We start from the raw sequence: 19,192 nt of genomic DNA on the forward strand, positions 1-19,192 counted from the left end.
CCGTTAATCACTAACTAAGTCCTTCTATTTCTCCATCGACAATATCAATATGCAATGCCTGCGGTTCTTTGGGCAGTCCCGGCATACGAAGGATTTCTCCGGCAATGGCTACAATCATTTCCGCTCCGTTATTGATAACTATATCTTTGATGTGGAACTCGAAGTTATTCACCGCACCATATATTTTCGGATCGGCGGAGAACGAATACTGAGTCTTTGCAATACAAACCGGATAATGAGTGATTCCCATCTTCTCGATCAGTTTGATACGGTTGCGTGCGATACTGCTGTACGTGATCACACTGGCCCCATAAATATGGGTAGCCACTTTTTCGATCTTCTGCTGTATACTATCTTCCTCCTTATACGTAAAGGTCAATGGTTCAGAAGGATTGTTTTCAATCATATCCACCACCAGACGCGCCATATCCACTGCTCCCTCTCCTCCTTCACTGAACGCATTATTGATGGCAAAGCCCACTCCTAACTGTTCACAGTGCTCACGCAGCAGTTCCATCTCTTCTTCCGTGTCGGATGCGAACTTATTGAAAGCTACGACAACCGTCTGACCGAACGAGCGAAGATTGCGTACGTGTTTATCCAGATTGCGCAACCCTTCTTTCAGTCCATCCATATTCGGCTCCTTAATGCGGTCGAGACTGACACCTCCGTGCATCTTCAATCCCTGCGCCGTAGCGACAATAACAGTGAGACGCGGCTGGAGTCCGCTCTTGCGACACTTGATATTGTAGAACTTCTCCGCACCAAGATCGGCACCGAACCCTGCTTCCGTAATCACATAGTCACCGAAAGTCATCGCTAATTTGGTGGCCAGAATGGAGTTGCAACCATGAGCGATATTCGCAAACGGACCGCCATGCACGAAAGCGGCAGTTCCTTCGGTCGTCTGCACCAGGTTAGGATGGATGGCATCTTTCAGTAATACGGTAATAGCACCCGCCACTCCCAAGTCTTTGACTGTAAAAGGCCGGTCATCGTAAGTGAATCCGAGCAGGATATTTTCGATACGGCGACGCAAATCATTCACATCTTGAGCAAGACACAGAATAGCCATAATCTCCGAAGCCGGTGTAATATCAAACCCGGACTCTTGGGTGATACCGTTTGACTTCGGACCGAGCCCCACGACAATGCTGCGCAACGAACGATCGTTCACATCCAACACCCGGCGCCAGAGTATTTCTTTGAGCCCGAAACCTTTTGCCTGATTCTGATAGAGGTAGTTATCCAACAAAGCAGAAATCATGTTATGAGCCGAAGTGATGGCATGAAAGTCTCCGGTAAAATGAAGATTGATCTTATCCATCGGGAGCACTTGGGCATATCCTCCTCCGGCAGCTCCCCCTTTCATTCCGAAGCACGGACCGAGAGACGGCTCACGCAGGGCGACAATCGCCTTCTTCCCTATTTTATTAAGTCCCAATGCAAGACCGATAGACACGGTAGTTTTGCCGATACCCGCTTTTGTAGCTGTAATGGCAGTCACCAGTATAAGATTGCTTTTCTTTACCTTCTCTTCATCAATCAACTGTTCGGGTATCTTTGCAATGTAGCGACCGTAATTTTCCACTTCATCACGAGGGATTCCGATACTTTCGGCAACCTGCTTCACTTTCTTCAGCTCAATGCTGCGAGCTATTTCTATGTCTGATTTCATACAGAATATGATTAGTTTTAGTTGAAAATGCAAAAGTAACAAATCTATGTAAAGCTACAAAACTCTTTCCACATAATAACTGTTGTATGTAGCATAACCTAAACAACAACTTAATTATGGAATGGATTATTAATCAACTAAGGGTACACCCTGAGCTTGCTATCTTTCTCACGCTTTTTGCGGGATTCTGGTTGGGCAGGCTCAAAATAGGGAAGTTCTCTCTAGGTACAGTGACCAGTGTTCTGCTAGTCGGAGTATTGGTAGGACAACTGAACATCACCGTAGACGGTCCGATGAAGGCCGTATTTTTTCTGTTATTTTTATTCGCCGTTGGCTATAAGGTAGGGCCGCAGTTCTTTCGGGGATTGAAAAAAGACGGTTTGCCACAGGTAGGATTCGCCGTATTGATGTGTATCGTCAGCCTGGTAGCCCCGTGGATACTTGCCAAAATCATGGGATATCACGTAGGAGAAGCCGCCGGATTACTGGCAGGATCACAAACAATCTCAGCCGTTATCGGTGTGGCGAGTGATACCATTAATCAGTTGGGTATCAGCGAAGCACAGAAAGCTACGTATATCAATGCCATTCCGGTAGCATACGCCGTGACTTATATCTTCGGTACGGCGGGATCGGCCTGGCTTCTGGCTTCTCTCGGTCCGAAAATATTAGGAGGGCTGGATAAGGTGAAAGCAGACTGCAAAGCATTGGAAGTGCAAATGGGAACATCGGAAGTAGACGAACCGGGATTCTCACCCGCACTCCGCCCGGTTGTATTCCGCGCTTATAAAATTACCAACGAATGGTTCGGAAAAGGGAAAAAGGTAAGCGAGCTGGAAACGTATCTGGCGGAAAAAGATAAACGGCTGTTTGTAGAGCGGGTCCGCCAACGGGGAATTGTAAAAGAGGTCAGTCCGGATCTGATGCTCCGACCGGAGGATGAAGTCGTTCTAAGCGGGCGACGTGAATTTGTGATTGGTGAAGAAGATTGGATCGGTCCGGAAGTGATTGACGCCCAATTGCTCGATTTCCCGGCGGAGACTCTCCCGGTAATGGTTACTCACCGCACTTTCGCAGGAGAGAAAGTCGCTACGATCAGATCACAGAAGTTCATGCACGGTGTCAGCATCCGTAGTATCAAGCGTGCAGGTATCAACGTGCCGGTGCTCGCTCAGACCGTAGTCGATTCGGGAGATATCCTCGAACTTACGGGCATGAAGCACGAAGTGGAAGCCGCCGCCAAACAAATGGGATATGTAGACCGGCCGACCAATCAGACCGACATGATTTTCGTAGGACTGGGAATCTTGGTCGGTGGCCTTATCGGAGCTCTTTCCATTCATCTGGGAGGTATCCCCATCAGTCTATCCACCAGTGGAGGCGCATTAATCGCAGGGCTTGTATTCGGCTGGCTGCGCAGTAAACACCCTACTTTCGGCGGTATCCCCGAACCTTCGTTATGGGTATTGAATAACGTAGGACTGAATATGTTTATCGCAGTGGTGGGCATTGCCGCCGGTCCCAGCTTTGTAGCCGGATTCAAGGATGTAGGTTTCAGCCTGTTTATTGTCGGTGCACTGGCTACGGCTATTCCATTGATCAGCGGATTACTGATGGCAAAATATCTGTTCAAGTTCCACCCTGCCCTATCTTTGGGTTGCACGGCGGGAGCACGAACGACAACCGCTGCACTGGGAGCCATTCAGGATGCAGTGGAAAGCGATACTCCGGCTTTGGGATATACCGTGACATATGCCGTAGGCAATACGCTGCTGATTATCTGGGGAGTGATCATCGTACTGCTGATGTAAACCGGCAGTACTTACTGTTTCAGACAAATTATTTACTAGTCTAACAAATATAAATTTCATTATGGAGAAAAAAGACAATAGCCCGGCTATCACTAAAAGCTATGCTAAAAAGATGGAAACCATCAGCCCTTTCGAACTTAAAAACAAGCTTATCGAAATGGCGGATGAAAGTATCAAGAAAATGGCGCACACCATGCTAAATGCCGGTAGAGGAAATCCGAACTGGATTGCTACCGAACCCCGTGAGGCGTTTTTCCTGTTAGGACAATTCGGTCTTTGCGAATGCCGCCGTGTATTCTCGTCGGAAGAAGGGATAGCGGGTATCCCGCAGAAAACAGGAATAGCCGCACGTTTCGAAGCTTTCTTGAAAGATAACGAAAAGACACCGGGAGCCGACCTGCTGAAAAAGGGATATAACTATATGTTGATGGAGCACGCAGCCGACCCGGACACGCTCGTTCATGAATGGGCGGAAGCTGTAATCGGTGACCAATATCCCGTGCCCGACCGTATTCTGCATTTTACGGAACTAATCGTACAGGATTATCTGGCGCAGGAGATGTGCGACCGCCGCCCGCCGAAAGGAACTTTCGACCTGTTCGCCACTGAAGGGGGAACGGCAGCCATGTGTTATCTGTTCGATTCACTGCAAGAGAATTTCCTATTGAACCAGGGGGACGCCATTGCATTGATGATTCCGGTGTTTACTCCTTATATTGAGATTCCGCAATTACGACGTTACCAATTTGAGGTCACTGAAATTTCCGCCGACCAGATGACGGCTGACGGGCTGCACACCTGGCAATACAAGGATGAGGATATAGACAAGTTAAAGAACCCGAAAATCAAGGCTTTATTCATCACCAATCCGAGTAACCCGCCCAGCTACGCACTGAGCGCTGAGACTGCGGCACGCATTGTCAACATTGTAAAGAATGACAATCCGAATCTGATGATTATTACGGATGACGTGTACGGGACATTTATCCCTCACTTCCGTTCATTGATGGCTGAATTGCCACATAATACGCTTTGCGTCTATTCTTTCTCCAAATATTTCGGAACTACGGGATGGAGAAATGCAGTGATCGCCTTACACGAAGACAATATCTACGACAAAATGATTGCCCGCCTGTCGGAGGAGCAGAAAGAAATATTGAACAAACGTTATTCGAGCCTTGACCTACATCCGGAGAAGATGAAGTTTATCGACCGTATGGTAGCTGACAGCCGCCAGATCGCTTTGAATCATACGGCAGGTCTCTCTCTCCCTCAGCAAATGCAGATGAGCTTGTTCTCTCTTTTCGCTCTTCTGGATAAAGAGGACCGCTACAAGATCAAGATGCAGGATATCATCCATCGCCGTTTGCACGCATTATGGGACAATACCGGATTTACACTGGTGGAGGATCCGCTGCGCGCCGGTTATTATTCGGAAATCGATATGCTGGTGTGGGCGAAGAAATTTTATGGGGATGATTTCGTCGCTTATCTGCAAAAGACATATAATCCGCTGGATGTGGTGTTCCGTCTCGCCAATGAGACTTCACTCGTACTGCTGAATGGCGGTGGATTTGCCGGCCCCAAATGGAGTGTCCGTGTATCGCTTGCCAATCTGAATGAGGCCGATTATGTGAAAATCGGGAAAAGTATCAAACGGGTGCTGGACGAGTATGCCAAAGTATGGCAGTCGTAAATAGATAACTCCTAGAGCGCAGATGAACACAGATGAACGCAAATTATCTCAGATAATATTTAATCTTTGCGTAAATCTGCGTTAATCTGCGCTTGTTTCATAGATAGTCAGACTGAAATTTTCTATCTTTGTGATGAATTAACCTGTACAAAGATGAAAAAACTGATTCTATTTCTTTCGCTGATATTATCTGCCGGGGTCGCATCCGCACAATCGGAAATACCTTCCGACAGTATCCGCCGTGCCCCGTCAGCTAATATAAAAGAGTTCGGCGGTTTCTTGCTGGATATGGGGATAATGAATATCACTGCCCCCCAACTTCCCAAAATATATCTGAGTATACCGAATGTAACCAAGGACTATAATCAGCTATTCCGCATGAATACGGATGCTATCTATTCTCAAGGATTCACAGACACCTTCTCTCCTTCATATTCCGGCTTCGGATACGGATACAATTGGGGATTTTCCTCTTCACCGCAGTTTATGCAGATGGGATCTTTCAAACTGAGAAACGGAATGCAAATCAATACATACGGAGATTATGATAAAGACGGATGGAGGGTTCCCAATCGAAGCGCTATGCCTTGGGAAAAGAATAATTTTCGGGGAGCATTCGAACTAAAATCAGCCAATGGTAATTTCGGAATACGAATTGAAGTGCAACAGGGGCGCAATGTCCCCTACTAATTACCGGATATTCGCCCGATGATATTAGAATCTCCAACTAAAAAAGTGTTTAATAAAAGGGGTATTGGAATATCAAAATCTTAATCTATGTTATGAAACATACTTTTTTTCTTGGATTATTTGCAGATATCACAAAAGTACGTACCTTTGCAATGTGTTTTTCATAGTATTAGATTTAAGGTTAACAAAGGTTGGAGCAAGGCGTTGCTCCTTTTTTTATATCTGTACGTTTCATATAATACTTACCATTATTTATATTTTCTCGGAGTAACCCCATTACAACGTTTAAATACACGATTAAAATAAGGCACATCATTAAATCCTACAGCATAGCAGATTTCAGAAACAGACATTTTTTTCTGTCTTAGAAGTTGGCATGCCAGTCTTATCCGATGTTCATTCAGATATGTGACAAAGGTCTGCCCTGTTGTTCTCTTGAAGAAAATACAAAAGGATGTCCGATTCATTCCTATATGCCGCGCCACATCATCAAGGGTTATATTCCGTTTTGCATTACATACAACATATGTTTGAATCTGTTGCATCCGTTCTTTCTCCTTATCAGTTTTTTGTGATTTACCGACAGCCTTCATTCCCCCGCTTTCCCCAATCAAAATAATAAGTTTTATAATGGATGCGATACGCTCTGCAGCATTTTCTCCACACATCTTCTTCAATATGCCAATAATCGCACCGGATTTCTCTTTCGTAAACTTGACTGCGCTCGTATTTTTCTTAAAACGATCCGCATATTCACTCAATTCACTACCCAAAGCAGCACAATTATTCAGAAACGTGTTATCTAAGAGTAAAGTAATATTTTCTATTTTACCTTCGGTATCCGTAACTTTGTTATCAAAATACCAGCAATGTGATATTCCCGGTGGTACAAGTACGACTTCCCCATTGCTAAAAGGTTCTGTCATATCTCCTATTGTCCGCATTCCGGCACCGGTTATCACATAAGATAATTCCCAAGTAGAATGTTGATGCGAACCGATCTGTTCGTCGGGCGCAAGATGGACACAATCAAAAGTGTATGAATGGTTTTCAGTCTGTGACATTTGAACTATATTAAAAAAACAAGGCGTTATTATTCTTTTTATATCTAAAATGCAAATATAAGACAATTCTAATAAACAATAAGGCAAATGTTATATCATATTACGGCGTAATTTTGCCCCGTCTTTAATATAAAATATGTAATACCACCACAAGAAAAACTTTTTATTCTTTATGCAACACAATGATTATCTGGCCTCCAAACCGCGATATGAAATTTTAGACGGATTGCGGGGTGTAGCTTCAATGATGGTAGTGGCTTATCATCTTTTCGAGACTTACTCTCACGACCCTTTACATCAGATATTGAATCACGGTTATCTGGCTGTCGATTTCTTTTTTGTTCTCTCCGGGTTTGTTATCGGTTATGCTTATGATGACCGATGGACCAGAATGACGTTAAAAGACTTCTTCAAACGCCGGCTCGTACGCCTTCATCCAATGGTAATAATGGGTACATTAATCGGAGCTTTATTATTCTATTTCGGTGATTGTTCCGCATTCCCGTCTATAAGTGAAACACCTTGGTGGAAATTGCTCCTGCTATTTCTTTTGAGTTGCACCATGATTCCGGCAGTTACATCATGGGATATACGGGGATGGGAAGAAACAAACCCATTGAATGGCCCTACGTGGTCGTTAACATTGGAATATATCGCAAATATTCTCTATGCACTGTTCATCCGGCATTTTTCCAAAACACTCCTGACTATCTTTGTGATAGGAACCGGATTCCTGACAATCGACCTGACAATGAATTTGGATGTATTCAATATATTCTCTGCCAATAGAAATGCAGCCTACACAGTCATAGGAGGATGGAGTATTACTCCCGCACAAATATATATAGGTATCAGTCGGTTACTTTACCCATTCTTCATGGGACTATTATTGTCCCGAATCAACAAACTTATCAAAATCAAAAGAGGATTCTGGTGGTGTTCGATACTTATTATTGTAATGTTGGCTATGCCCCGTCTTGGCGGCCAGGAAAATATGTGGATGAATGGAGCTTACGAGGCATTCTGCATTCTTGCCATTTGTCCATTGATTGTAGCCATAGGAGCAGGAAGTGATATAAAAGGGAAAAGATCTGTAGCTATCTGTACTTTTCTCGGAGAAATTTCATATCCGCTCTATATTACGCACTTCCCATTGGTCTATATGCAAATAGCTTGGGCAAACAGCCATCCGGATGCTCCTCTAGGCACAGTTATTTGCCTTAGCGTTTCTACCTTCATCCTCTCCATAGGTTTAGCGTACGCCAGTCTTAAACTTTATGATATACCTGTTCGCGAGTGGCTAAAGAAACATTGGTTAATGAAATAATTAAAATCACCCTCTCAAATATAAACTGTCTATTGTCATCCGATGCAAATCAACAATAGGCAGTTTATTTTTTATTCATACAGGATTTTTATACTTGAGTTATCGACGCTCTACCTTGTTTTCTTTCACAAACTTGCGAATAATCCCCAAGATTTCAAGCCCGTATTTCTGTACTCCCTTCGCACCGAAATAGGGTATGGCCTCCAAAGCTTCCGGAGTATCGGGCAACAAGTTTACAATCCCCATCAGGGCTTTCTGCTGCATTATGATATAAGCCGGGAGACTTACTTCGCGTGCTTTTGCCGCTCTCCATTCGGACAAGGTACGGTAAAGCTCCGGGTACAGAATATCTGTAGGAACCTCAACCTTTGCTTTCGAAGAACTACGTGTACGTTCTTTACGTCCTTTCCGTTCTCTCTTCTCTTTCGGAGCTTTGGGTGAAGAACCGGAAGAAGAATCGTCTTCAAGGCTTAACGTCACTTTAGCTTTTAACTTCAAATATCCCGTAACAGTAAAGGGTTGCCCCATCATCGCTTCCAATAAAGATTCCTTAATCCACAACGCATCGTCCAACGCTTGCAGGCGTTCATTCAACTGCTTCCTAAGTTCTTTATTATCGAGGGGCATATTCGTCTTTTCAAACAACGCGCGTACAGGTTCGAGTTCCTTACGAAAGTATCCTGCACCGGAACGAACCCGCTCCTGCAATCCCTGGTCCGCCGCATAATCATCGCTCCCATTTATCAATCGGGTATATTGATTACGGAAACGTTGGGACACTTCCACTATCTTTTCTTTGATGTGAGGAGCCAATTCTTTATACTCGGCAAGTTGTTTCGGATAAAGTTTATAGAGGTCTTCATCTATCAGGCGAAGCAGCCGCTTATAAGCTTGGTCGAGCGAATAGAAGTTGAATAAATCACTCAGTAAATCAAAGAAATAGGCCTTCTGCATATCGTGTAACTGCCGGTTGCCCGGTTTGTTTCTTTCTACTTCTTTGGTGAAGTTATCTACTGTACTATCACTGATGATAGCTTCTCTGCGCAGAGGGGATTCCAGCACCATGCCTTCCAAAGTTTTGCAACGGCTTAAGGCTACGTAGGTCTGCCCATGCGCAAAGGAATTGCGCGCATCAATAATGGCACGCTCAAACGTCAGTCCCTGACTCTTATGTATCGTAATAGCCCAAGCTAACCGGATAGGATACTGACGGAAGGTTCCTTCTATCTCTTCGGTGATTTCTTTCGTTTCTTCATTCAGCACATATTTATAATTGCCCCACTCTTCCGGCAATAACTGAAATTCATTTCCATTATCTTTTCCCCGCACAATCATCCCCGCATCATTAACGGCTGCCACTTCTCCAATCATGCCATTGTAATAACGCTTTTCCGACGAGGGATCATTTTTAAGGAACATAATCTGTGCCCCCGCTTTTATGGTGAGAACTTCGTCTGCCGGATATAAATATTCCGGAAAAGTTCCGTCTATCTCTGCACGAAAACTATAAGTCTGCCCGGGCAGAGAGGCCAATTCATTATCGTTCACCTTCTGTGCCTGATAATTATGCGTTGTCAGACGGATGTAGCCTTCTTCCTTGCGAGGACGAAAGCCCGGCTGATACCGACGGTTCAACTCATTCAATACTTCATCGTCCGCCTGATTCTCACGTATCTTATTCAACAAGGAAAGAAAAAAGGTATCACTCTGACGATAGACTGTTTTCAGTTCAATTGTCATATATACCGTCTCACGCAAAGCACGGCTGGCAAAGAAGTAAGGGGTTTCATAATAGTTCTTCAACATTTCCCATTCATTCTCTTTCACCACAGGGGCTAACTGCTGCAAATCTCCAATCATCAGCAATTGGACTCCACCGAAAGGCTTTTCCCTATCCCGGTATCTCCGCAGAGCCGAATCTATCGCATCCAACAAATCGGCACGTACCATACTGATCTCATCTATGACCAGCAAGTCCATGCTACGAATGATATTCCGCTTTTCTTTACTGAAACGATAGTGTGTCTGGGAAGAGTTGAACGTGGTCTCCGGAACAAAAGGTGCAAAAGATAACTGGAAAAAAGAATGAATGGTAACTCCTCCCGCATTGATAGCGGCAATACCTGTCGGCGCCAAGATAACCATACGTTTAGGACTCTGTTCCTTCAATCTTCTCAGAAATGTAGTTTTTCCGGTTCCGGCCTTTCCGGTAAGAAATAAATGTGTGCCTGTATTTTCAATGAACTGCCACGCTAGTTGCAGTTCGGGATTATTTTCCATGGGATTCAAATTTTCAACAAAGGTAACTATTATTCTTTTTCTTTCGTCTTGATACGAAAGAAAAAGAACCAAAAAGAAAGAATCAAGGCTGCGCTTTTCTGGCTACTCCGGTGTTCTCTCCGGCTAAAGGGCAGAAACTCGCTTCGCTCAAACAGTCTGCCCTTCTTAACGCCGAAGAAAACACCTGCGCTTAACGCCAGAAAAACGAGGCCGGAGAAACCATTCGGTATGTAGTCCATTCGGCATAGGGTCCTTTCGGTATATGGTTCATTCGGTATGTAGCTCTTTCGGCGTGCGGTCCATCCGCTGTACTGACCACAAGACAGAAACACGCTATAAAGATTCACAGAACGAATGGAATATGCGAAATGGGTTATATGTTGAGTGGTGTACACACTGAATGGGCTGTTATTAAATGAATTATATGCTGAACTGTAATACTGAATGGATTACACTCTGAATGAATTACATACAGAAAGGATTACGTACCGAAAAGGTCATATACCAAAAGGACTACACGCCGAATGGACTATATACCGAATGGACTATATGCCGAATGGTTTCTCCGGCCTACTTTTTTCTCCGTTAAGCGAGTGCCCGTAACGAAGCGTTAAGAAGGGCAGACTGTTTGAGCGAAGCGAGTTTCTGCCCTTTAGCGGAGTGAAGGAAGCGAGTAGGAGAAAAAAGTAAGCCTTGAATTTTTCTTTGGTTCTTTCTTTTGCTTCAAGGCAAAAGAAAGAATAAGAGTATTATTTCATAGAGCCCCCCACAATATCCAACAGCTCATTTGTAATAGCCTGCTGGCGACTCTTGTTATATTGCTTCGTCAAATCCTGAATCAGCTCGTTCGCATTATCCGTAGCTACCTGCATAGCTAACGTACGAGCAGCGTGTTCCGATGTGTTCGAGTCAACGGCTGCTGTAAATAGTTTCTGGCTTAATACAGTGGGGATTAGATTGGCAATCAGTTCTTCGGCGTTGGGTTCGATGATGTAGTCGTTGGCGACTTCACGTCTTTCCGCCTCCCCTTTGTCCTTTTGCTCCTCATTCATCTGCTCCTTTTGTTCTTCTTCATCTATGATATGTGTCAGATCGATGGGAAGATACGTTTCACGAAGGAGGATTTGCGTACCCATAGACTTAAAATGATGATAGATAATTTCCACACGGTCTATTTCGCCGGATACAAACATCCCCATCAGACGATGAGCCAAGTCGGCGGCTTCCTGATAAGTCGGTTTGTCAGATAAGGTGGGCGAAGTTTCCTGCGGTTGGAATCCCATGCGTTTTACAGCTTCATCTACTTTCTTGCCTATTGGAAATATCAAGATATTGTCTTGCCCGAGAGTGCGATATTCACCTACCGTTTGCAATAACATTTTTATCACATTGGCATTGAAAGCACCACAGAGAGACGTATTCGAAGAGAAGGCGACAATTGCCACACGCTTCACTTCGCGCTCCTTCACGTAGGGAGATTCGATAGGAAGGTCCGCACTCAGAAAGTTAGTCAGAATCTTGTTCAACTTCTTCTGATAAGGCAACATATTCTCAATGGCTCCTTGTGCCTTATGTAATTTGGCAGAAGCCACCATCTTCATTGCTGAAGTGATCTTTCGGGTACTCTTTACCGAATTTATTCTGGTTTTTACTTCTTTCAGTGAAGCCATAACTTTTTAAATTAAGAATGAAAAATTAAGAATGAAGAATTTACTATGCAGTATAGTCAAATAGTTAATAATAAGAATTCTTCATTCTTTATTCTATATTTCTATAAGTATTGTTTGGCAACCATAGCGGCGGTTTCCTCGATGGCATTGGTTACACTATCGTCGATAACGCCTGTCTTTAAGACATCCAACACATCCTGCTGGTGATTCAGTTGCAGAGATTCGATGAAGCTACGTTCAAAGTCCTGTACCTTATCCAATGGGACATCATGAAGAAGTCCGTGCGTACCGCAATAGAGAATAGCAATCTGCTGTTCTACGGGCATTGGGCTGTATTGAGGTTGAATCAAAAGTTGGGCGTTCTTACGTCCCTTATCGATCGTCAAGGCGGTAATCGGATCCATATCACTGCTGAACTTAGAGAAAGCTTCCAGCTCACGATATTGGGCTTGGTCAATCTTCAATGTTCCGGCTACCTTCTTCATGGCCTTAATCTGTGCGTTACCACCTACACGAGATACGGAGATACCCACATTGATAGCCGGACGGACACCCTGATTAAAGAGATCGGTTTCGAGGAAGATCTGTCCGTCAGTGATGGAAATCACATTCGTCGGGATATAGGCCGAAACGTCTCCTGCCTGTGTCTCGATGATAGGCAATGCGGTAAGGGAACCTCCTCCTTTGACTATATCCTTCAAGCTGTCCGGCAAGTCATTCATTTCGCGCGCCACTTCTTCCTGACTGATAATCTTCGCCGCACGTTCCAACAAACGGGAATGCAGATAGAAGATGTCACCCGGATACGCTTCACGTCCCGACGGACGGCGGAGAATCAGAGATACCTCACGATAAGCTACCGCCTGCTTGGAAAGGTCATCATACACAACCAGCGCATGACGGCCGGTATCACGGAAATACTCACCTATGGCTGCACCCGCAAATGGCGCATAGTATTGTAGCGCGGCCGGGTCGCCGGCTGTAGCGGCTACTACAATCGTATAGTCCAACGCTCCATTCTCACGAAGTGTATTTACGATAGAAGCGACTGTAGAACCTTTCTGCCCGATTGCCACATAGATGCAGTATACAGGGTCACCTGCCAGAAAATTGCTACGCTGATTGATGATCGCATCAATCGCAATAGCCGTCTTTCCCGTCTGACGGTCACCGATAATCAACTCACGTTGACCACGCCCGATAGGAATCATGGCATCAACTGCCTTCAATCCGGTCTGTAATGGCTGATTGACAGGCTGACGGTAAATTACTCCCGGAGCTTTCCGTTCCAACGGCATATCATAAAGTTCACCGCCAACCAGCCCTTTGCCGTCGAGCGGTTCACCCAACGGGTCGATGACACGTCCCAACATCCCCTCGCCTACACGAATGGAGGCGATGCGTTTCGTACGTTTCACAATAAACCCTTCTTTGATTCTGTCCGTCGGACCCAGTAGTACAGCACCCACGTTGTCCTCTTCGAGATTCATCACGATTGCTTTGATACCATTGTCGAACTCCAGCAATTCATTCGCTTCGGCGTTCCGCAGTCCATAGATACGGACTACACCGTCGCTCACCTGAAGCACCGTACCGATTTCGTCAAGCTGCACATTGGCATTAATCCCTTCGAGCTGCTTGCGCAATATATCGGATACTTCGCTTACTCTTATATTTTCAGACATTATACAATTCTCCTATTCTTATCAATAAATTGTTGTTTCACTCGCTTTAACTGCGTAGCAACGCTCGCATCCAAACGGTAATCGTTGATATCGAAAATAAATCCACCCTCAATGGACGGGTCTACTACCGTTTCCAACTCCATCTGCGCATGCAGGATATGCGCTGCCGCAGAACGAATCCGATCCGATGTCGTTTTATCAACGTCAACAGCCGTAATCAGTTTTCCGACTCCGATATGTTTCAACTTCCGGTACAGGTCCAGGTACATCAGGCTGATAAATTGCAGATAACCTTCACGCCTGTTTTTTAATACCAAAGTGATAAAACGGATAAACTCTCTGGTTGATGTACCTTCACCATCGGCAGCCGTACAAACCAACGCTAATTTCTCCTTAGTCGCAATGACCGGATTATCAAGTGCCTCACGCAGTCCGGGTTGTGCACAAAAGCTGTGGGACAGAGTGAGGAATTCCTGATATACCCTGTCTTCCACTCCTTTTTCCTGCACGTATTCGATCATCGCTTTTGCATAACGCATTGAGAGTATTCCGACTTCCATTTTCCTTAGTTCTTATTCGGGGTTAATACTTCATCCAACATACGGTCGATCATCCCCATCTGTGCTTCCTTATCTGCAAGATTCTTGCGGAGCACTTTCTCGGCAATGTCCACCGAAAGGACAGCCACCTGACGACGGATGTCGCGGATAGCCTCGTCTTTCTCTATCTGGATTTGTTGCTTCACCGCATCAAGTTCTTTTTGTGCGGCTATCTCGGCTTGCTTACGGGCCTCGTGAACAATTTTGTCACGTTCTTCCATTGCTTCCCTCAAGATGCGTCCTTGTTCCTTGTTGGCAGCAGCCACCAACGCGTCGCCCTCTTCTTTCAGTCTGGACAACTGTGCATTGGCTTCCCTCGCCACCTCCAAAGACTGGTCGATATAGGTTTTACGGCCTTCCACCATTTTTATAATGACGGGGAAGCCGTATTTCGCCAATATCACGAACACAATCCCGAATGAGAGGAACATCCAGAACAACAGGCCACTATCAGGTAATAGTAATGACATAGGCTTAGAGGAAGAATACCAATAGACAAACAACTACCGCCAACAGTGCCACACCTTCAATCAAAGCGGCGGCGATAATCATATTCATACGAATGTCACCTGAGGCTTCCGGCTGGCGTGCGATAGCTTCCATTGCCGAACCACCAATTTTACCAATACCCAAACCAGCTCCGATTACTGCAAGACCTGCACCGATAGCTGCACCTAATTTACTTACTCCTACTGCTGCTGCAGTGGCTTGTAACAATACTGATAGTAACATAATTTTCAGTTTTAAAATGGTTTATATTTTCTCTCGTTTAATTATTTATTTCTCTTCCGCTTTCACTTTGGCTCCTTCCTGCGCCAACCCGATAAACACAGCCGACAACATGGTGAATACGTATGCCTGGATGAAAGCGACCAACAATTCAAGCGCATTCATAAAGATGTTGAACAATACGGAGGCTACTGTCAGCGTGCCGTTCAAGGCAGGTCCCATACTTGCCGAGATAAATATCAAGCAAGTAAGCACCAACATTGCCATGTGTCCCGCCAGCATATTGGCAAAAAGACGGATCATCAAAGCAAACGGTTTTGTAAAGATCCCGAAGAACTCGATAAACGGCATCATCGGCACAGGCACTTTCAGCCACCAAGGAACATCAGGCCAGAATATATCTTTCCAGTAATGCTTCGTTCCGAAAATGTTGACCGCCAGAAACGTGCATACGGCAAGTACCATTGTGATAGCAATATTTCCCGTCACATTCGCACCTCCGGGAAAGAACGGAATCAGTCCCATCATATTATTGATAAAGATGAAAAAGAATGCCGTCAGCAGATAGGGGGCAAATTTCCGGTAATTAGGACCGACACAGCTTTTAATAATGTCGTCATTCACCATCATAATGAACATTTCCATGAATCCGACAAATCCACCCGGAGCTTTGGCTCCCTGCGGACGTTTTCTGTACCAGTGCGCCACACTCAAGACGATTACCAGCAACAATACGCTATTGAACAGTAAGGCGAACGTAACTTTCGTAATGGATATATCCCAAGGACGGACTTGTTCGCCCGCCGCATTGTATTCCACCAGTTTGCCCTCGTACTTACTTCCTTCCGGAGCTATCGAAAGCCCCTCATACGTGCCTCCGTTCTCTTCGAGACGAGAAGAAAGGAACACATGCCAGCCTGTACTATTACTATAAACAATAATAGGTAATGGTATAGTAATGTGCGTTTTACCCCACGTGGTAATATGCCATTCGTAAGAGTCTCCGATATGTCCGAATACGATTTCTTTCACGTCCACCGTATTCTCCTGTTCCTCTTTCGGAGTAATCACATCCTGCACCTGTGAAGTCGCTTCTCCCTGCTCTTGTGCAAAGCCGGGCAGACCGGACACCATCATCAGGCAGAACAATATCAACGGAGCCATTATGTTATGCAACTGTTTCATTTTTCTTCTTATTTTGCTTTTTCCGTTTCTGATTCACCTCAAAAGAGAAAAAGAACCAGGTTTCGAATATCAGATATATCAAATAGAATGAGATAAACGTCAGCAAAAAAGCCTTAGCCTCTTCGCGCACGGCTATACAATAAATCAGGACTAGAATGATAGAAAGAATCATCTTTACCATCTTTATTGCCAGATACAACAGTAACATTTTCTGGGGAGCGTGCAGCCGGCACGCATCGAACATATAGATACTAAACAAACCGAATAGATAAAAATAGACCGGAATAAACGGGTATCCTCCGAAGTAGTGTCCCGGCAGAGCTATATGCAAAATAACCGCTCCCAATCCTGCACTTATGATTGCAAACAGCGTATGCAACCCGATAAAATTTCGTTTCGTTTTCGTAATGTTCACCATGTCACTGTGTTTTTCTTAATATATTGTCTTCTGTCAGCCGACTGTCACCCGTCTGTCAAGAGATGCAAGCGGAAACCGTACCGTCACTCAGTTCGACAAAACCACCCTGAATATCTATCGTACGCTCCTCGCCTTCCATCGTCGTGTAACTCAACGTACCCGCTTGCAATGACGAGACGATAGGCGCATGTCCGGGAAGAATAGAAAACGAACCAAGCGTACCCGGCAATGTGACAATCTTCACATCTCCGTCGAATATACTCTTTTCGGGCGATACTATACTCAAATGCAGTTCTTTCATCCTTCTTATGTTTTTATTTCTTTGCCTGTTCCAGCAGTTTCTTACCTTTCTCTATCGCTTCCTCGATTGTTCCGACATTCAAGAATGCCTGTTCGGGGAGATAATCAACCTCGCCATCCAAAATCATCTTAAAGCCTTTAATCGTATCTTCGATCGTCACCATTACGCCCGGTACACCCGTAAACTGCTCGGCTACGGCAAACGGCTGCGACAAGAAGCGCTGCACACGGCGGGCACGGTTCACGACCGTCTTGTCCTCTTCCGACAGTTCTTCCATACCAAGTATGGAGATTATATCCTGTAGTTCCTTATTACGCTGGAGAATCTGCTTTACCCGTTGCGCTACATCGTAATGTTCCTGACCGACAATATGCGGATCGAGGATACGGGATGTAGAAGCCAATGGGTCTACAGCCGGATAAATACCAAGCTCTGTAATCTTACGGTCGAGCACGGTCGTCGCGTCCAAATGGCTGAAAGTAGTTGCAGGAGCCGGGTCTGTCAAGTCATCGGCAGGCACATATACAGCCTGTACAGAAGTAATAGAACCTTTACGGGTAGAAGTGATACGTTCTTGCATGGCACCCATTTCCGTAGCCAATGTCGGTTGGTAACCAACGGCGGAAGGCATACGTCCCAAAAGAGCGGATACTTCCGAACCGGCCTGCGTAAAACGGAAAATATTATCTATAAAAAACAGGATATCACGCTTCTCGCCTTCTTTTCCGGCATCACGGAATGATTCCGCTACCGTCAGTCCGGACAATGCAACGGAAGCACGTGCGCCCGGCGGTTCATTCATCTGACCGAATACCAAAGATACCTGCGATTTCTCCAACTCGTTATAATCGACTTTTGAAAGATCCCAGTGACCTTTCTCCATACCTTCCTTGAACGCTTCACCGTAACGGATAACGCCCGATTCGATCATCTCGCGCAGCAAGTCATTACCTTCACGGGTACGTTCACCTACTCCGGCAAATACAGAAAAGCCGTTGTGCTTTTTGGCTATGTTATTGATAAGTTCCTGAATCAATACAGTTTTTCCTACACCAGCACCGCCAAACAAACCTATCTTACCACCTTTGGCATACGGTTCGAGCAGGTCGATTACCTTGATACCTGTGAAGAGTACTTCCTGCACAGTTGTCAAATCTTCAAACTTAGGGGGGTCGCGGTGAATGGAATATGCACCTTTGCGGTCGAGTCCTTTCATACCATCAATAGAATCACCGACTACATTCATCAATCGTCCTTTAATCTGTTCGCCAATCGGCATTGTGATAGGACCTCCGGTGGGATATACCTTTAAGCCGCGTTGAAGCCCATCGGTACTGTCCATTGCTACGGTACGTACCGTATTTTCACCGATATGCTGCTGAACCTCTACAATCAGTATTTTGCCGTTTGGCCTCTTTATCTCCAATGCATCATGAATGCTTGGTAACACCATTTCTGCATCCGTACCTTCAAAGTACACATCGACCACAGGGCCGATCACCTGCGAGATATGTCCGATAATCTGTGACATAAGCAATCTTTTATTTATATTATTCTTCTCTATTCCTATTGAAAAAATAGTATGACAAGGAACGTTTCGCGTTTTACCTGTTTCACTATTATAATAACAGCTAAGTTCAGCTTTTGTTCAACTATTTTCTATATCTGATAAACTTCTGCCCTTAGAAATAGTTAAATAAACAACTGCGCAAATGTAGAAACAATTCTGTGTCATTGTTCTTCCTTTTTCATTATTTGTTGTTCGATAACACTTATTAGACCTACAATGACTACAAATTGACCAATTTAGACAAAATTCAGCTACAAATCAATACCAAAATAAGCTTGAAGATAATAATTCATCAATAAACTAAAAACACTCATTCAGTTTCCTATCTCTTTGTTAAAAATCAACGGATTAGCAATTTTACAAAATAGTGGCAAAAACAACTAGTTTTGTGCTCGAACACAATAAATTCCATTTTCTGGATATTCCTTAATAAAGTTTAAAGGTGGGGCTCTATTTTTCAACTATCCATTTCTCCATATTCCGCATTTC

At 44.7% G+C, this 19,192-nt stretch carries 17 protein-coding genes; 4 read left to right on the top strand and 13 right to left on the bottom strand.

Annotated features, from left to right (window positions below):
* Nucleotides 1-10: 10 nt before the first annotated feature.
* A complete protein-coding gene (locus tag GD630_RS06905; RefSeq protein ID WP_143865848.1) occupies nucleotides 11-1,678 on the bottom strand; it encodes a formate--tetrahydrofolate ligase in 1,668 nt (555 codons plus the stop codon).
* A gap of 116 nt (nucleotides 1,679-1,794) precedes the next feature.
* Between GD630_RS06905 and aspT the strand changes: the two genes are divergently transcribed.
* The 3 genes from aspT (at nucleotide 1,795) to GD630_RS06920 (ending at nucleotide 5,875) form a co-directional block, all read left to right on the top strand.
* The gene (aspT, locus tag GD630_RS06910; RefSeq protein WP_143865846.1) at nucleotides 1,795-3,489 is read left to right on the top strand and encodes an aspartate-alanine antiporter; all 1,695 of its coding nucleotides are present in this window, start codon (nucleotides 1,795-1,797) and stop codon (nucleotides 3,487-3,489) included.
* A 61-nt stretch (nucleotides 3,490-3,550) separates the two neighbouring features.
* On the top strand, nucleotides 3,551-5,185 hold the full coding sequence (gene aspD, locus GD630_RS06915) for an aspartate 4-decarboxylase (RefSeq protein WP_143865844.1): 1,635 nt from the start codon (nucleotides 3,551-3,553) through the stop codon (nucleotides 5,183-5,185).
* A 153-nt stretch (nucleotides 5,186-5,338) separates the two neighbouring features.
* Nucleotides 5,339-5,875 carry an occludin gene (locus GD630_RS06920; RefSeq protein WP_143865843.1) on the top strand — a complete coding sequence of 179 codons (537 nt, stop codon included), beginning with the start codon at nucleotides 5,339-5,341 and terminating at the stop codon, nucleotides 5,873-5,875.
* A 248-nt stretch (nucleotides 5,876-6,123) separates the two neighbouring features.
* Here the strand turns inward: GD630_RS06920 and GD630_RS06925 are convergent, their stop codons facing one another.
* Nucleotides 6,124-6,939 (bottom strand): AraC family transcriptional regulator, encoded by an 816-nt coding sequence (locus GD630_RS06925; RefSeq protein WP_143865841.1) that lies wholly within the window; start codon nucleotides 6,937-6,939, stop codon nucleotides 6,124-6,126.
* A gap of 172 nt (nucleotides 6,940-7,111) precedes the next feature.
* On the opposite strand from GD630_RS06925, the gene GD630_RS06930 reads away from it, so the two are divergent.
* Nucleotides 7,112-8,266 carry an acyltransferase family protein gene (locus GD630_RS06930; protein WP_143865839.1) on the top strand — a complete coding sequence of 385 codons (1,155 nt, stop codon included), beginning with the start codon at nucleotides 7,112-7,114 and terminating at the stop codon, nucleotides 8,264-8,266.
* Nucleotides 8,267-8,365: 99 nt separating this feature from the next.
* Here GD630_RS06930 and GD630_RS06935 read toward each other — a convergent pair whose 3' ends face one another.
* From GD630_RS06935 to atpD, 11 genes are all read right to left on the bottom strand, one after another.
* Nucleotides 8,366-10,546, bottom strand: a complete 2,181-nt coding sequence (locus GD630_RS06935) for an HRDC domain-containing protein (protein ID WP_143865837.1) — start codon at nucleotides 10,544-10,546, stop codon at nucleotides 8,366-8,368.
* Nucleotides 10,547-10,575: 29 nt separating this feature from the next.
* Nucleotides 10,576-10,785, bottom strand: a complete 210-nt coding sequence (locus tag GD630_RS06940; RefSeq protein ID WP_143865835.1) for a hypothetical protein — start codon at nucleotides 10,783-10,785, stop codon at nucleotides 10,576-10,578.
* Nucleotides 10,786-11,295: 510 nt separating this feature from the next.
* The gene (locus GD630_RS06945) at nucleotides 11,296-12,216 is read right to left on the bottom strand and encodes a F0F1 ATP synthase subunit gamma (RefSeq protein WP_143865834.1); all 921 of its coding nucleotides are present in this window, start codon (nucleotides 12,214-12,216) and stop codon (nucleotides 11,296-11,298) included.
* A gap of 101 nt (nucleotides 12,217-12,317) precedes the next feature.
* Complete coding sequence (gene atpA / locus GD630_RS06950) at nucleotides 12,318-13,901, bottom strand: F0F1 ATP synthase subunit alpha (protein ID WP_007755263.1); 1,584 nt, start codon at nucleotides 13,899-13,901, stop codon at nucleotides 12,318-12,320.
* Nucleotides 13,901-14,461, bottom strand: coding sequence for a F0F1 ATP synthase subunit delta (locus tag GD630_RS06955; RefSeq protein ID WP_143865832.1), 561 nt, complete (start codon nucleotides 14,459-14,461; stop codon nucleotides 13,901-13,903). The genes atpA and GD630_RS06955 overlap by 1 nt, the downstream gene beginning before the upstream one ends.
* A 5-nt stretch (nucleotides 14,462-14,466) precedes the next feature.
* On the bottom strand, nucleotides 14,467-14,970 hold the full coding sequence (gene atpF / locus GD630_RS06960) for a F0F1 ATP synthase subunit B (RefSeq protein WP_007755259.1): 504 nt from the start codon (nucleotides 14,968-14,970) through the stop codon (nucleotides 14,467-14,469).
* A 4-nt stretch (nucleotides 14,971-14,974) separates the two neighbouring features.
* On the bottom strand, nucleotides 14,975-15,232 hold the full coding sequence (gene atpE, locus GD630_RS06965; RefSeq protein ID WP_004295758.1) for an ATP synthase F0 subunit C: 258 nt from the start codon (nucleotides 15,230-15,232) through the stop codon (nucleotides 14,975-14,977).
* A gap of 45 nt (nucleotides 15,233-15,277) precedes the next feature.
* Nucleotides 15,278-16,414 carry a F0F1 ATP synthase subunit A gene (gene atpB / locus GD630_RS06970; protein WP_143865830.1) on the bottom strand — a complete coding sequence of 379 codons (1,137 nt, stop codon included), beginning with the start codon at nucleotides 16,412-16,414 and terminating at the stop codon, nucleotides 15,278-15,280.
* Nucleotides 16,398-16,832, bottom strand: a complete 435-nt coding sequence (locus GD630_RS06975) for a hypothetical protein (RefSeq protein ID WP_143865828.1) — start codon at nucleotides 16,830-16,832, stop codon at nucleotides 16,398-16,400. The genes atpB and GD630_RS06975 overlap by 17 nt, the downstream gene beginning before the upstream one ends.
* 55 nt (nucleotides 16,833-16,887) lie before the next feature.
* On the bottom strand, nucleotides 16,888-17,133 hold the full coding sequence (gene atpC, locus GD630_RS06980) for an ATP synthase F1 subunit epsilon (RefSeq protein WP_143865826.1): 246 nt from the start codon (nucleotides 17,131-17,133) through the stop codon (nucleotides 16,888-16,890).
* Nucleotides 17,134-17,146: 13 nt separating this feature from the next.
* Nucleotides 17,147-18,664: a F0F1 ATP synthase subunit beta gene (gene atpD / locus GD630_RS06985; RefSeq protein WP_007760825.1), complete on the bottom strand. Its 1,518-nt coding sequence runs from the start codon at nucleotides 18,662-18,664 to the stop codon at nucleotides 17,147-17,149.
* Nucleotides 18,665-19,192 lie beyond the last annotated feature (528 nt).

This window comes from Bacteroides zhangwenhongii (assembly GCF_009193325.2).
GTDB classification, from domain to species: Bacteria; Bacteroidota; Bacteroidia; order Bacteroidales; family Bacteroidaceae; genus Bacteroides; species Bacteroides zhangwenhongii.